This window comes from Brevundimonas sp. M1A4_2e, assembly GCF_053345555.1.
Genome location: NZ_JBKFAI010000005.1, coordinates 101,165 through 115,317, shown reverse-complemented (window position 1 = coordinate 115,317; position 14,153 = coordinate 101,165). Strand labels below are relative to the sequence as shown.

11 protein-coding genes are annotated in these 14,153 nt (G+C 68.3%); 2 read left to right on the top strand and 9 right to left on the bottom strand.

Annotated elements, in window-relative coordinates; all coding sequences use genetic code 11:
• Positions 1–35 precede the first annotated feature (35 nt).
• From phoU to ACLBV5_RS12050, 5 genes are all read right to left on the bottom strand, one after another.
• Positions 36–782 (bottom strand): phosphate signaling complex protein PhoU, encoded by a 747-nt coding sequence (phoU, locus tag ACLBV5_RS12070; protein WP_025978167.1) that lies wholly within the window; start codon positions 780–782, stop codon positions 36–38.
• A gap of 10 nt (positions 783–792) precedes the next feature.
• Positions 793–1,662, bottom strand: a complete 870-nt coding sequence (gene pstB / locus ACLBV5_RS12065) for a phosphate ABC transporter ATP-binding protein PstB (RefSeq protein WP_447605828.1) — start codon at positions 1,660–1,662, stop codon at positions 793–795.
• Between the two features lie 5 nt (positions 1,663–1,667).
• On the bottom strand, positions 1,668–2,963 hold the full coding sequence (gene pstA, locus ACLBV5_RS12060) for a phosphate ABC transporter permease PstA (protein WP_447605827.1): 1,296 nt from the start codon (positions 2,961–2,963) through the stop codon (positions 1,668–1,670).
• On the bottom strand, positions 2,956–4,386 hold the full coding sequence (gene pstC / locus ACLBV5_RS12055) for a phosphate ABC transporter permease subunit PstC (protein WP_447605826.1): 1,431 nt from the start codon (positions 4,384–4,386) through the stop codon (positions 2,956–2,958). Before pstC ends, pstA begins: the two co-directional genes overlap by 8 nt.
• Positions 4,387–4,567: 181 nt before the next feature.
• A complete protein-coding gene (locus ACLBV5_RS12050) occupies positions 4,568–5,887 on the bottom strand; it encodes a sensor histidine kinase (protein ID WP_447605825.1) in 1,320 nt (439 codons plus the stop codon).
• A 232-nt stretch (positions 5,888–6,119) separates the two neighbouring features.
• On the opposite strand from ACLBV5_RS12050, the gene ACLBV5_RS12045 reads away from it, so the two are divergent.
• Positions 6,120–8,462, top strand: a complete 2,343-nt coding sequence (locus ACLBV5_RS12045) for an ATP-binding protein (RefSeq protein ID WP_447605824.1) — start codon at positions 6,120–6,122, stop codon at positions 8,460–8,462.
• Positions 8,463–8,490: 28 nt separating this feature from the next.
• Here the strand turns inward: ACLBV5_RS12045 and ACLBV5_RS12040 are convergent, their stop codons facing one another.
• Both ACLBV5_RS12040 and aceA read right to left on the bottom strand, forming a co-directional pair.
• On the bottom strand, positions 8,491–8,700 hold the full coding sequence (locus tag ACLBV5_RS12040; RefSeq protein WP_024353321.1) for a hypothetical protein: 210 nt from the start codon (positions 8,698–8,700) through the stop codon (positions 8,491–8,493).
• Positions 8,701–8,729: 29 nt separating this feature from the next.
• Positions 8,730–10,007 (bottom strand): isocitrate lyase, encoded by a 1,278-nt coding sequence (gene aceA, locus ACLBV5_RS12035; protein ID WP_447605823.1) that lies wholly within the window; start codon positions 10,005–10,007, stop codon positions 8,730–8,732.
• Between the two features lie 155 nt (positions 10,008–10,162).
• Here aceA and ACLBV5_RS12030 point away from each other — a divergent pair, with 155 nt between their 5' ends.
• Positions 10,163–11,593, top strand: coding sequence for a helix-turn-helix domain-containing protein (locus tag ACLBV5_RS12030; RefSeq protein ID WP_447605822.1), 1,431 nt, complete (start codon positions 10,163–10,165; stop codon positions 11,591–11,593).
• Positions 11,594–11,759: 166 nt separating this feature from the next.
• Here ACLBV5_RS12030 and ACLBV5_RS12025 read toward each other — a convergent pair whose 3' ends face one another.
• Positions 11,760–12,593, bottom strand: a complete 834-nt coding sequence (locus ACLBV5_RS12025; protein WP_447605821.1) for a universal stress protein — start codon at positions 12,591–12,593, stop codon at positions 11,760–11,762.
• 79 nt (positions 12,594–12,672) lie between these two features.
• Entirely contained in the window at positions 12,673–14,109 is a 1,437-nt protein-coding gene (locus ACLBV5_RS12020) for a hypothetical protein (RefSeq protein WP_447605820.1), read from the bottom strand.
• Positions 14,110–14,153: the final 44 nt, after the last annotated feature.

Sequence of the window (14,153 nt, the reverse complement as noted above, 5' to 3'; positions counted from 1 at the left end):
CCGGTTCGTCGAAGTCGTCAGCGATGTAGGGGGGATCAGTCGTCCGCCGCGTCGGGAGACGCAGACAGATGCGGGGTCGGCGTCGGTTCTTCGCCGGGACCGGGCACGGCCTTGGGCCGTTCGCCCAGCATTTCCTCGCCGGTGATCTCATAGTGGACCGTCTCGGCGATATTGGTCGCGTGGTCGCCGATCCGCTCCAGGTTCTTGGCCATGAACAGCAGGTGGGTGCAGGCCGTGATCGTGCGCGGGTCGCCCATCATGTAGGTGAGCAGTTCGCGGAACAGGGCGTTGTAGTGCTCGTCCACCTCGTCGTCGGTCTGCCAGACCGACAGGGCGCGCTCGATCTCCGAGGCCGTATAGGCGTCCAGCACGTCGCGCAGGCGGTTCGACACCAGCCGCCCCATGCGCTCGATGGAGCGGGTCAGCGGCTGCATCGGCTCGGCCTCGGCCAGGATCAGCGCCCGCTTGGCGATGTTCTTGGCCAGATCGCCGGTCCGCTCCAGGTCCGAGGCCAGCTTCATGGCCCCCAGCGTGCGGCGCAGGTCGCTGGCGACCGGCTGGCGCAGGGCGATCAGGCGGATCGCCTTCTTCTCGATGTCGCGATGCAGGGCGTCCAGGCGGCTGTCGCGCTCGACCACCGCCCTGGCCAACGCCACGTCGCGGCGGGCGACGGATTCGATGGCGTCCGCCACCTGGGCCTCGGCCAGGCCGCCCATGCGGACCACCTCGGCCGTTAGCTGGTTCAGTTCGTCGCCGTAAGCCTTGACCGTATGCTGGTTCATCGTGGCGTCCTCAGCCGAAGCGGCCGGTGATGTAGTCGAGCGTGCGGCGCTCGCGCGGATTGGTGAATATCTCTTCGGTGTCGCCGGTCTCGACCAGCTTGCCCATGTGGAAGAAGGCCGTGCGCTGCGACACGCGGGCGGCCTGGGCCATCGAGTGGGTGACGATGACGATGCAGTAGCGCTCGCGCAGTTCGTCGACCAGCTCCTCGATCTTGGCCGTGGCGATCGGGTCCAGCGCCGAGCAGGGCTCGTCCATCAGGATGACTTCGGGCTCGACGGCGATGGCGCGGGCGATGACCAGACGCTGCTGCTGGCCGCCCGACAGGCCGGTGCCCGGCGAGTGCAGCCGGTCGGCGACCTCGTCCCACAGGCCGGCGCGCTTCAGCGCCTTCTGCACGATCTCGTCCATCTCGGCCTTGGACGAGGCCAGACCGTGAATCTTGGGCCCGTAGGCGACGTTTTCATAGATGGTCTTGGGGAAGGGGTTCGGCTTCTGGAACACCATGCCGACCTGGGCGCGCAGCAGCACCGGATCGATCTTGCGGTCATTGATATCGCCGCCGTCCATCTCGATGCGGCCGGTCACGCGGGCGCCAGGGATGGTGTCGTTCATGCGGTTCATCGTCCGCAGGAAGGTCGACTTGCCGCAACCCGACGGTCCGATAAGCGCCGTCACCGTCTTGTCCGGGATGTCCAGCGAGACGTCGAACAGAGCCTGCTTATCGCCGTAGAAGACGCTGACGTCGCGCGCGGCGATCTTGATGGGCCCCAGGGGCGCCGAGGCATGGGCGCCGACCGTCGGCGCGGTCGTCAGGGTGGCGGGCTCGGAGACGCCGCCGTTCGAGGCGCCTTCGGGAGCGCGGAGGATGGGGGACTTCATAGGATTTACCACCGGCGTTCGAAGCGACGGCGCAGCAGGACTGCGGCGGCGTTCATGACGATCATGAAGGCGAGAAGGACAAGGATGGCGGCCGCCGTCCGTTCATGGAAGGCGCGCTCGGAGGCGTTCTCCCAGATGTAGATCAGCGACGGCAGGGCGCCGACGGGCTCGTCGATGGCGTGCGGCACGCCCGGCACGAAACTGATCATGCCGATCAGCAACAGCGGCGCCGTCTCGCCCAGCGCGTGGGCCATGGAGATGATCGCGCCGGTCATCACGCCGGGCATGGCCAGCGGCAGGACGTGGCCGAACACCGTCTGGGTGCGGCTGGCGCCCATGGCCAGGGCCGCTTCGCGGATCGACGGCGGCACCGCCTTCAGCGACGAACGGGTGGCGATGATGATGGTCGGCAGAGCCATCAGCGCCAGCACCAGACCCCCGACCAGCGGACTGGCCCTGGGCAGGTGCAGGAAGTTGATGAACAGCGCCAGACCCAGCAGGCCGTAGACGATGGACGGCACGGCGGCCAGGTTGTTGATGTTGACCTCGATGATCGCCGTGATGCGGTTGCGGGGCGAATACTCCTCCAGCCACACGGCGGCGCCGACGCCGACCGGAATGGCGATCAGGGCCGTCACCATCAGCATCAGGGCCGAACCGACCACGGCGCCCAGCAGGCCCGCCAGTTCCGGCTGGGTGGAGTCGCCCTTGGTGAACAGGGCCGCGTTGAAGTGTGCGCGGATGGCGCCCGAGGCCTTCATCTTGTCCAGCCAGTCCATCTGCGCATCGGAGACGCGGCGCTGGTCCTCGGGCTGATCGCGGGTGATCTTGCCCTTCAGATACATCTCGGCGTCGTCGGACAGCGGGGCGGCGACCGGCACGGTCTGGCCCAGCAGGCTGGGCTGGCGCGCGATCATCTTGGCGGCCTGGAACTTCAGTTCTGAGGACAGCAGGGCCTTCATGGCCGAGGCTCTGGTCCCCTGATCGTCGTCCTGAACGCCCAGGCGGCGGATCTGCTGCTCGGCGACGATCTGCTCGAAATTGGCGCCTTGAGGATAGGAACGGTCGATGCGCGCCGGATCCATATAGACCGGCAGGGTCACGGTGTGGGCGTAGAAGGCGGTGTAGCCCTGGGTGACGATGCTGCCGAGCAGGATCACCAGGAAGGCCAGGGCCACGCCGATGGCCGCACGGCCGTACCAGCGGAAGCGCGTCTCGCGCGCATAGCGGGCGCGCAGGCGGGCCTTCAGGCGCTGGGTGCGCGGGCTGACGCCGGTCATGGGGGAAGCCGCGTCAGTCATACTGTTCCCGGTAGGCTTGCACGATACGCATGGCGACGACGTTCAGCAGCAGGGTGACGACGAACAGCGTCAGGCCCAGACCGAAGGCGGCCAGCGTCTTGGGACTGTTGAACTCCTGGTCGCCGGTCAGCAGGGTGACGATCTGGACGGTGACGGTGGTGACCGTCTCCAGCGGGTTCAGGGTCAGATTGGCGGCCAGGCCCGCCGCCATCGTCACGATCATGGTCTCGCCGATGGCGCGCGACACGGCCAGCAGCAGGGCGCCGGCGATGCCCGGCAGGGCGGCGGGCAGAAGCACCTTCTTGACCGTCTCGGACTTGGTGGCGCCCATGGCGTAGGACCCGTCGCGCAGGGACTGCGGCACGGCGTTCAGGATGTCGTCGGACAGGGAGCTAACGAAGGGGATCAGCATGATCCCCATGACCGCCCCCGCCACCAGAGCCATCTGGTTCTGCACCAGCGACAGGTAGACGCCGAGGCCGTTCAACGGCCCTCCGATCAGCAGGTCGCCAATGCCGTTGAAGAAAACGCGCAGGGCCGGTCCCACAGTCAGGGCGGCGAAAAAGCCGTAGACCACGGTCGGCACGCCCGCCAGAACCTCAAGCGCAGGCTTGACCAGGGCGCGGGTCTTACGCCCCGAATACTCCGACAGATAGACGGCCGAGAACAGGCCGATCGGCGCCGCCACCGCCATCGCGATCAGCATGATCAGGAAGGTGCCTGCGAACAGGGGCACGGCCCCGAAGGCGCCCGACGATCCGACCTGATCGGCGCGAATGGCGATCTGCGGGCTCCACTTGGTCCCGAACAGGAACTCGGTGATCGGCACCATGCTAAAGAAACGCAGCGAATCGATCACCAGCGAGAAGATGATGCCCAGCGTCGTCAGCACCGCCACCGCCGAACAGGCGAACAGCAGGCCCGTGATCCAGCCCTCGACCTTGTTGCGCGCACGCAGGTCCGGACGGATGCGAGTGAAGACGAACAGGCCGCCCAGCACCGCGGCGATCAGGGCGGCGACGCCCCCGCCCCAGCTCAGGGTCGCGGCGATGCGGTGGGCGCGACGGCCCTCGGCCGGCAGTTCCTCGGCGTAGGGCGCGGGCCAGATCTGGCGCGCCTCCTGCCCCGCCCCGACCAGGCGGGCGTCGGCGAAGAACGCCTCGCGGCGGAAGGGCTCAAGCTGAGCGACGCTGTCCGGCGCGCCCGCCCGCATCATCTGCTGCTCGATCGAGGTCGAGAAGACGGAGGCGGCGATCAGCATGGCCAGCGTCGGCGCCCCGACCCAGATCAGGGCGTAAAGTCCATGTTGGCCGGGCCGCGAATGCGACTTCGCGCCTCGGCTCCGACGCACGGCCAGCGCCCGCCCGGCCACATAGGCCATGACGACGAAGGCGATCAGCAGCAGCAGGAAAATCCAGATCATCCGGTCCGATCAGCGCAGGAATCGACAAACGCGCCGGGCGCGGTGCGTTTCGGCCGGGAAACTGCCTGCGATACGTCAGCGGATTAAGACGGCTGGATGACAGTTATGTTACGGCGCAGGTCCGTCATGTCGCAGTCCTGTGACGGTGAATCCGCAAACGCCCGGATTTCCTTCGCTTCCGTCAGCTTTCAGAGGTCGGAGCCAGCGGGAAACAGGCCGCAAAGATAGCCCCCTGTCCCGGCGCGCTGTCCACAGACAGGCCGCCTCGGTGGCGAATGATGATGTGCCGAACAATGGCCAGGCCCAGACCCGTGCCCTGACGATCGCCGCTCTTCTGTCCCTCGACACGATAGAAGCGCTCGGTCAGGCGCGGCAGATGCTCGCGCGCCATCCCCGGCCCGTGATCGCGCACCGTAACCACAGCGTAGCGCTGACCCGCCTCGCGGTCCGGCGTGGCCAGCGACAGGCGGTTGCCCTCGGCCATCCGGCTCGACATGGCCTCGTCCAGCGTGCGGTCGATCTCGATGCCGACCTCTATGGTTCCGCCCGCGCTGGAGTACTTAAGGGCGTTGTCGATCAGGTTCTGCACCACCTGGGCGATCTCGTCCCGGTCGCCGGTCACGGCGGAGCCGCCGTGCGGCAGTTCCGCCTTGATCGTCACTTGGCGCTCGCGCGAGATGACGCTGACCGCATCGACCACGTCAGCCGTCGCCCGCGCCAGATTGACCCGGCCCAGCGGCGCGATGTGTTCGTTCAGCTCGATCCGGCTCAGCGACAGCAGGTCGGCCACCAGACGCCGCATCCGGTCGGCCTGCACCGCCATGATGTCGAGGAATTTGTCGCGCGCCTTGGGGTCGTCCTTGGCGTGGCCCTTCAGCGTCTCGATGAAGCCTGACAGCGAGGCCAGCGGCGTACGCAGCTCGTGGCTGGCGTGGGCCAGGAAATCGACGCGCATCTTCTCCATGCGCCGCACGTCCGTCTCGTCGCGCAGCGCCAGCAGGGCCAGGGCGCCGCCGCCCCAGTCGTTCGCCTCGCGCGCGGGAAGCGGCCGGATCAGGGCGCGCCAGTGCCGTTCCTGAGCGCCGCCCCCGACATATTCCACCGCCCCCGCCACACCCTCGAACAGGGCTTCATCCACCGCTTCCAGAACGCGCGGCTCGCGGATCACCGAGACCAGCAGCCCCGCGCCGGTCCCGCCCAGCCGAAACAGTTCGCGCGCCGCAGCATTGGCCAGGGCGATGCGGCGCCCGGCGATATCGTCCGCCTCGCCGCCGCTGATGATGAACAGAGGATCGTCCAGCGCTTCGAACACATCGCCCAGCAAAGCCGCATCCGGCCCCAGGTCCACGGCGCCGCCGTCCAGCTCGGAAATATCCACCGGCGCCGGGGGCGTCCGGTTGACCAGCCAGGTCGCCAGAATCACCGCCGCCGCGCCCGCCGCCAGCCACCCGGCCAATTCCGGCTTCATCACCGCCAGCACCGCCATGACCAGGACCGCCACGCCGCCGCTGGCGCCCGCCGTCCAGAGCCGGGACGTCGCCGTAGGGGCTACGGGTGATGGCGGATGCTCATAAGGCATGGTGATCGACGTTATCTCATTCTTCAGCAGACCGACGTTAGGCTGCTGGACTTGGGGGCGCCGAGTCGCACGACGTCAAACGACACTAACGGCGTTTCTTCACGGATTTACGGCGGATTTTTCAACAGTTTTCGGAGCAAGCGGAACACAGGCCATGAGGACCGTCATCAGTTGCCTCGTCAATGATCACGACTGGCGCCTGCTCCCGGTCGCCATACTGGTCTGCCTGTTCAGTCTGGCGACCGCCTTCGTGCTGGCCGACCGGGCGCGTCGCGTGGCGCGGCGCTCGCGCCTGCCCTACATGGCGGCGGCGGCGCTGGTGGGCGGCCTGGGAGTGTGGAGCACCCATTTCATCGCCATGCAGGCTTATGACGCAGGCGTGCCGGTGCGCTATGACCCGGCCGAAACCCTGTTGTCGCTGGCCGTCATCGTCCTGGCTCTGGGCGCCAGCATCAGCCTCGGTTTCGCAGCCCTGGGTCCGCGCCACCGTTCAATCGTCACCTTGGGACGCAGAGCGCCGGGCGGCCTCCTTCCAGCGGTGACCGCAGGTTTCGGCGTCGCCGCCATGCATTTCGTGGGCATGGACGCCGTGCGCCTGTCCGGCGCCGTCATTGTCTGGAACCTGCCTCTGGCGATAGCGGCCGTCGCCGGCGGCGTCGCCATTTTCGCCTCCATCGCCTTCCTGCCCTCATGGCGCGACTGGCGGGCGCTGGCGGGCGGAACCGGCATTGCGGCGCTGGGCGTCTGCTGGCTGCATTTCGTCGGCATGAGCGCAGCCGCCGTCACCCCGGCGCCCGGCGTGCTGCTGCCCGAAGCCGCCGCCTCGGCCCGGCTCATCGGCCTGTGGACGATGATCGGCGTCGGCCTGACGGTGCTGATCGCCGCCTTCCTGACCGGCATGATGTGGTGGTCGCGGCGCAGCGTGCTGGGGCAGGTGCTGGAGGCGATTCACGCCATGCCCGACGGTCTGGGCGTCTATGACGCCGACGACCGGCTGCAAATCTGGAACCAGCGGTATCTGGATATCAGCCCGCATCTAACCAGCGCGTTGAAAGTCGGCGTCTCGTTTGAAGAACTTCTCGACATCGGCCTGAAGGCGGGCGTCTATCCCGAGGCTGTCGGCCGCGAACGCGATTGGGCCGCAGAACGACTGGCCCAACGCCGCAATCCACAGGGCCCGCGCGAGCTTCAGGTCGGCGATCGCTGGCTGCGTGTCCAGGACCGTCGCACCACCGGCGGCGGCCTGGTCACCGTCTGTTCGGACATCACCGACATGATCCGCAGCGCCGAAGCCCTGGCCGAGGCGCGCGACGCCGCCGAAACCGCCAACCGCGCCAAGAGCCGCTTCCTGGCCAATATGAGCCACGAGATCCGCACGCCCCTGAACGGCGTCATCGGCGTGGCCCAGGCGCTGGCGCGAACCGAACTCAACCCCAGCCAGCATGAGATGCTGGACCTGATCCAGTCGTCCAGCCGCACCCTGCAGACCCTGCTCAGCGACATTCTGGACCTGGCCCGGATCGAGTCCGGACGGCTGGACCTGAAGGAGGAAGCCTTTGATCTGGCCCGCGTCGTCGAAGAAGCCGCCCTGCTCTACGCCGCCGCCGCGCGCGACAAGGGCCTGCAGTTCATCGTCGAGGTGGCGCCCGAAGCCCGCGCCTGGGTCATGGGAGACCCCGTTCGACTGAAACAGGTGCTGACCAATCTGGTCTCCAATGCGGTCAAATTCACAACCTCCGGCTTCGTCAGCCTGACCGTCGACGCCGCCCCGGCGCAGGGGCCTCAGACCCTGCGCTTCGTCGTGCAGGACACCGGCATCGGCTTTGACGCCCCTACTCGCGATCGCCTGTTCAACCGCTTTGAACAGGCCGACGGCGACATCACCCGCCATTATGGCGGTTCAGGCCTGGGGCTGGCGATTTCGCGCGATCTGGCGGCCATGATGGGCGGCGACCTAGACTGCGAGAGCGAACCGGGCGCGGGCGCCGCCTTCATCCTGACCCTGCCGTGGCGCGAGGTCGCCGCGCCCGATACCGCCGCGCCCGCCTCCCTGCCGCAGGCCTGCGACCCGCACGCTTGCGACCCGGCCCCGCGCCGCCTGCGTATCCTCGCCGCCGATGATCACCCCACAAACCGCAGGGTGGTCGAACTGATCCTCGACCCGTCCCTGGTCGACCTGGTCTCCGTCGAGAACGGCGCCGAAGCGGTCGAGACCTATAGGGCCCAGACCTTCGATCTGGTGCTGATGGACATGCAGATGCCCGTCATGGACGGCGTGACCGCCGTGCGTGAAATCCGGCTGCATGAGGCGGTCCTTGGCCTTACGCCCACGCCCATCGTCATGCTGACGGCCAACGCCTTGCCGGAACATCTGGAGCAGGCTCTGGTCGCCGGCGCCGACCGGCATATGGCCAAGCCGTTCAGCGTCGAAACGCTGCTTTCCACGGTCGCCGAGCTGACCGCGCAAACGCCTCAGGCCGCGGAAGCCGCGGCCTGAGGTCGTCTTCATCCAATGGCGACAGCGCCTATTCGTAGCCGTGCGCCGCTTCGTTGATGACCTGGCTGGGCATGGATGAGAAGTCTACGCTCAGCGGCCGGGCGGCCTTGGACTGGAACGTCCTGATGACGTGCTCCAGACGGCGGCGGGCCTCTCGCTCGCCCTCCCCTGATCCGTCGAGCCCCAGCGGCGCCAGACAGAAGTCGATGATGGCCTGCGGTCTGCTCAGCGGTTCCATAGGCTTTCCTTTCCTGTGAAGTCTGGAACTCAGGCGGCGTGGAACTGGGCGGTTTCGGTGGAGTCCTTCAGGGCCGTGGTCGAGGACTGGCCCGAAGAGATGACCGTGGCCACGTCGTCGAAATAGCCGGTGCCAACCTCGCGCTGGTGGCGGGTGGCGGTGTAGCCCGTCGCCTCGTTGGCGAACTCGCGCTGTTGCAGCTCGGAATAGGCCGCCATGCCGCGATCGCGATAGCCGCTGGCCAGTTCGAACATGCCGTTGTTCAGGCTGTGGAAGCCCGCCAGCGTGACGAACTGGAACTTGTAGCCCATGGCCCCCAGCTCGCGCTGGAACTTGGCGATGGTGTCCTTGTCCAGCTTGGCTTCCCAATTGAACGAGGGCGAGCAGTTGTAGGCCATCAGCTTGCCGGGATGCTCCTTCTGGATAGCCTCGGCGAACGTCTTGGCGTCGTCCAGATCGGGGTGCGAGGTCTCCCACCACAGCAGGTCGGCGTACTTCGCATACGACAGGCCGCGCGCGATGCAGTGGTCCAGACCCGTGCCCGGCTTTAGACGATAGAAGCCCTCAGGCGTGCGGTTCTCGCGGTCGATGAAGGGGTGGTCCCGCTCGTCGATGTCCGAGGTGATCAGTTGGGCCGACTCGGCGTCGGTGCGAGCCACCGTCAGGGTCGGAGTGCCGCAGACGTCGGCCGCCAGACGCGCCGCGATCAGGTTGCGCTCGTGCGCCTGCGTCGGGATCAGCACCTTGCCGCCCAGGTGGCCGCACTTCTTCTCGCTGGCCAGCTGGTCCTCGAAATGGACGCCCGCGGCGCCCGCCTCGATGAAGGCCTTCATGATCTCAAAGCTGTTCAGCGGCCCGCCGAAGCCGGCCTCGGCGTCGGCGACGATGGGGGCGAACCAGTCACGCTTGGCGCCGCCTTCGGCATGCTCGATCTGGTCGGCGCGCTGCAGGGTGCGGTTGATGCGACGGCACAGTTCCGGCGCGGCGTTGGCCGGATACAGCGACTGGTCCGGATACATGGTGCCGGCCGTATTGGCGTCGGCCGCGACCTGCCAGCCCGACAGATAGATGGCCTTCAGACCGGCGCGGACCATCTGCATCGCCTGGTTGCCGGTCACAGCGCCCAGGGCGTTGATGTAGGGCTCGCTGTGCAGCAGCTCCCACAAACGGTTGGCGCCGCGTTCGGCCAGCGTGTGGGTGACCGGCACCGAGCCGCGCAGACGCAGAACGTCCTCCGGCGAATAAGGGCGCTCGATACCGTCGAAACGGCCGGCGGGCGAAGGAACCAGATCGGCGAAGGTCGTCATGTTCGTCTCGGTCTCGATAAGGCGCGGCCACAGCCGCCGTCCCGAAGACCTGAACACGCACCCGTCACGAATGACACAGCACTAGGAGCGTTATTAAAGTCAAACAGTCACATCATGACACTTGCCAGTAAGTCATGATGTGACATGATCACGCCATGAACGCCGCCGCTGATCGCAAGCTGTTCCTGGGCGGCCGCCTCAAGCGGCTGCGGCGCGACCTTGGCCTGTCGCAGACAGCGATGGCGGCGGACCTGGGCGTCTCGCCCTCCTATCTGAACCATATCGAGCGCAACCAGCGCCCCGTCTCGGCCCAGCTGCTGCTGCGTCTGGCCGAAACCTACGATGTCGACCTGCGCAACCTCGGCCAGTCCGGCGGTCCGGCGTCGGAGGCGGAACTGTCCGAAGTCTTCGCCGATCCCCTGTTTCAGGGGCTGGCCGTGCCGCGCCACGAGATCATGCAACTGGCTGAGGACCAGCCCGCCGCCGCCGACGCCGTGCTGCGTCTCTACCGCGCCTTCTCCGACCGCCGCGTGCGCGACCGGGCCGAGATCGAGGCGGGCGGCGGCGCGGCCCCGACCGACAGCCCGTCCGAATGGGTGCGCGAATACGTCCAGGCCCGCCACAACCACTTTCCCGAGCTCGACGCCCTGGGCGAGGCCCTGCACGAGGCCCTGCGCGCCGAGGCCCCCGGCCCCGACGAAGGCTTTGAAGCTCTGGCCCGCGCGCGCCTGTTCGCGCGCCACGGCCTGACGGTCCGCACCCTGCCCGCCGAGGTCATGGTCGAGTGGACCCGTCGCTTCGACCCGCACCGGGGGCGGCTGCTGCTGTCCGACGCGCTGGGCCCGTCGTCGCGCGCCTTCGCCGTCGCCAACCAGTTGGCCCTGATGGAGCATGGGCCTGAATTTCAGGCCCTGACCGAGGCGGCGAACGCCCCTGACGCCCCGACGCGCAACCTGCTGAAAACCTCGCTGACCAACACCCTGGCCGCCGCCGTGCTGATGCCCTACGGCGCCTTCCAGCGCGCGGCCGAGGAAACCGGCTATGACCTGTCCCGGCTGCAGGCTCGCTTCGGCGTCGGTTTCGAGCAGGCGGCGCACCGGCTGACCACCCTGTCGCGGCCGACGGCGCGGGGCGTGCCCTTCTTCCTGATGCGGGTCGATCAGGCGGGCAATGTGTCGAAGCGATACGCCTCGGGCGCCTTTCCCTTCTCGCGCTTCGGCGGCGCCTGCCCGCGCTGGCGGCTGCACTCGGCCTTCCGAACGCCGGGCCGCATCGTCACCCAGATCATCGAGACGCCGGACGGCGGTCGCTGGTTCACCCTGGCCCGCACCGTCGACCGTCAGGGCCAGGACGCCTTCACCGAGGGCCACGACCTGGCCATCGGCCTGGGCTGCGAACTGAAACACGCCCACCGCCTGATCTATGCGCGCGGTCTGGACCTTCAGAAGCCGGAGGTCACGCCCATCGGCCCCGCCTGCCGCCTGTGCGAACGCCACCCCTGCGCCGAACGCGCCGCGCCGCCCGTGGGGCGAGCCCTGACGGTCGACGACTGGTCCAAGTCGGTGAGCCCGTATCCGTTCGCATAATTCCCTTCTCCCCTTGTGGGAGAAGGTGGTCCGCAAGGACCGGATGAGGGGTGTCGATGCGGCGGCCGGCCGTTTCTACGAGACGAGCATCAACGGCCAATGCAGGCGCAAACACCTCTCATCCGTCGGCCTGGGGCCGCCACCTTCTCCCACAAGGGGAGAAGGATTAGTGAGCCAGCATCAGCGCCACGGGCGCTTCGGTCAGCAGGGTCTGCGTCACCCCGCCGAAGATCCATTGCCGCATCCGCGCATGGCCCCAGGCCCCGGCGACGATCAGCCCGGCGCCCATTTCCTCGGCGCAGTCGATCAGGCGTCGTCCGCCCGAGCGGTCGTCGTGGGCGCGGGCATCGGGCTCGGCGGCGATCTCGTGTCTCTCCAGCCACCGCACGACATCCTGCGTCCTGATCCGCGCGCCGTCGATATCCTCCGGGTCGCACAGTTCGACCACCCGTACGCTATCGGCGCGCTTTAGCAGCGGCAGGGCCGCCTGCGCCGCAAGCCGGCTTTCGCGCGTGTCGGTCCAGGCCAGCAGCGCCGGAGCATCCACCATCGACCGGGTCGGATTGGGCGGCAGCACCACGACCGGCCGGCCTGCCCGCATGGCCAGATCCGCCGGATGCGGCGCGCGCCACGCGCTGACCCCGCCCGCATCGCGCCCGACCAGAGCCGCATCCGCCGCCCGCAGGTGGCGCAGCGTCAGACCCGTGGGATCGCCCACATCGCCCCGCCATTCGCCTTCGATCCCCGCCGCCTCGACGGCGGCGCGGAAACGCTGCTCGGCCGATTTCAGCGTGGTTTCGTTGCGTGCCTGCTGGGCCGCCATCACCTCGCCCAAAAGGATGCCCGCGCCATAGGCGTCCGCCACGGGCGTCTCCGGTGCGCAAGCGGACACCCCGATCAGTCGGGCCCCGTGCGCGCCGGCGAGGGCGCAGGCCTCGATCAGGCGAGCGGGGTTGTCGGCTTCGTCATCGACGTAAACGATCAGACTGGCCCAGGGCATGGCGGCCTCCTGTTTCAGGACACGCCCCATCAACGCACAAACCGCCGTTCCGCGCCTTGAGCCTGATCAATTCGTCCCATCAGGTCGTCAGAACGATCCGCCCGCCTTCAACCCGATGCGGCACGCCCGCGCGGCCGAACAGATCGGCGATCTCGGCTGCGGGATCGGCCGCCCCCTGATCCAGCATCCGCCCGATGTCGGCCGCCAGCGTCGGATCGCCCGACACCCGCGTCAGAGCGTTTAGCCATTCGTCGCGGGACAACACGCCATCCCCGCGGTTGGCGTCCAGCAGGGGCCGCAGGAAGCCGAACCAATCGCCGCCGTCGCGCCGCTTCTGCGCCCCCTCGGCCGTCATGGCGAAGACGGCGCCGCAGGCGTAATAGGCGCGGTGTTCGCCCCGCTCCGCCGCTCCGGCCACGTCGCGCCCCTGGCTCAGGGTCACGCAGTCGTCGACCTCTTCCTGCAACGCCTTGCGGTCGTCATAGGCCGAGTCCAGCGCCTTCAGCGCCCGCACCGCCATCAGGTCGGCCCCGCCCTCGGTGATCCACGCGTCGCGGGCGAATTCATAGCGCACCGCCTGGCCCAGCCAGAAGTGGGCGCTCTCATGGGCGATGAACCAACGGGACACCGTCTCCATCTCCGCCGTCGGACGGGTCACGCCCGTCCCCTCGAACGACATGACGATCAGGCCGGGCAGGACGCTGCCGCCCATGCTGGTCATCCGCTCGGTCGGGCCGTTCCACGACACCATGACGACCGGCTTGTCGCCGCCCGCGCCGGGGCGCCCCAGCCGCTGCATGTAGAACTGGCCCACGCGCGGGGCGAAGTCGCGGATCTTCTCGCCGATCCAGGGCGGAAGATTGGGGTCCATTACCGTGGTCAGACCCTCGCCCGGCGTCACCCGCGCCTGACCCAGCAGAACATAAGACCGCTCGCCCGTCGTCGTCAGTTCGGCGTGACGCTCGCCGTTGAACAGCACCGGCCCGTCCAGGTCGCGCCAGGTCACGCGCGAGGGTCCGCCATCCAGATTGACCCCGTTCAGATCGGCTGGAACCGCCGCCGCCGCCTCGGGCGAGCCCAGGGCGAAGACATCCATCTGCCGCGTCGGGAGGGCCACCGCCCCGTCCGAGAAGACCAGGGTCTTGTATTCCGCCTCAAGCTCGACCGCCTGAGGCGTGACGCTGAAACGGACATGGCGCGGCACGGGGCCGCCGTTTGCGCTGCGGATGATGTCGTAGTGGCCGCGCCGCTCCATCACCACGCCGGGCGTCTCGACCGTCCACTGGCGCGGCCGCCACGGCTCGCGAACCTCGTCGATCAGGGCCGAGTCCATGAAGGCCCAGACCACGGCGTCGCGGTTGAAGGCGTAGTCGACCGTCAGCCGCCCGTCGGCCCGCGTCACCGTCACCTGCGGCGCGGCCTCGACGTTCCACGGGCCGGGCGCGGGCGCGGCGGCGCAGGCGGTCAGCAGGAGGGCGGCTGCGACAGCCCCCGTGGCCAGGATTTTCAGACGCACGCACGGCTCCCGTTCTGCATGTTCACTCTCCCGATCCTCTCGCC

Bases quoted from the DNA above. Each gene is read 5' to 3' on its own strand.
- phoU (WP_025978167.1), bottom strand. From the start codon at position 782: ATGAACCAGCATACGGTCAAGGCTTACGGCGACGAACTGAACCAGCTA.
- pstB (WP_447605828.1), bottom strand. From the start codon at position 1,662: ATGAAGTCCCCCATCCTCCGCGCTCCCGAAGGCGCCTCGAACGGCGGC.
- pstA (WP_447605827.1), bottom strand. From the start codon at position 2,963: ATGACTGACGCGGCTTCCCCCATGACCGGCGTCAGCCCGCGCACCCAG.
- pstC (WP_447605826.1), bottom strand. From the start codon at position 4,386: ATGATCTGGATTTTCCTGCTGCTGCTGATCGCCTTCGTCGTCATGGCC.
- ACLBV5_RS12045 (WP_447605824.1), top strand. From the start codon at position 6,120: ATGAGGACCGTCATCAGTTGCCTCGTCAATGATCACGACTGGCGCCTG.
- ACLBV5_RS12040 (WP_024353321.1), bottom strand. From the start codon at position 8,700: ATGGAACCGCTGAGCAGACCGCAGGCCATCATCGACTTCTGTCTGGCG.
- aceA (WP_447605823.1), bottom strand. From the start codon at position 10,007: ATGACGACCTTCGCCGATCTGGTTCCTTCGCCCGCCGGCCGTTTCGAC.
- ACLBV5_RS12030 (WP_447605822.1), top strand. From the start codon at position 10,163: ATGAACGCCGCCGCTGATCGCAAGCTGTTCCTGGGCGGCCGCCTCAAG.
- ACLBV5_RS12025 (WP_447605821.1), bottom strand. From the start codon at position 12,593: ATGCCCTGGGCCAGTCTGATCGTTTACGTCGATGACGAAGCCGACAAC.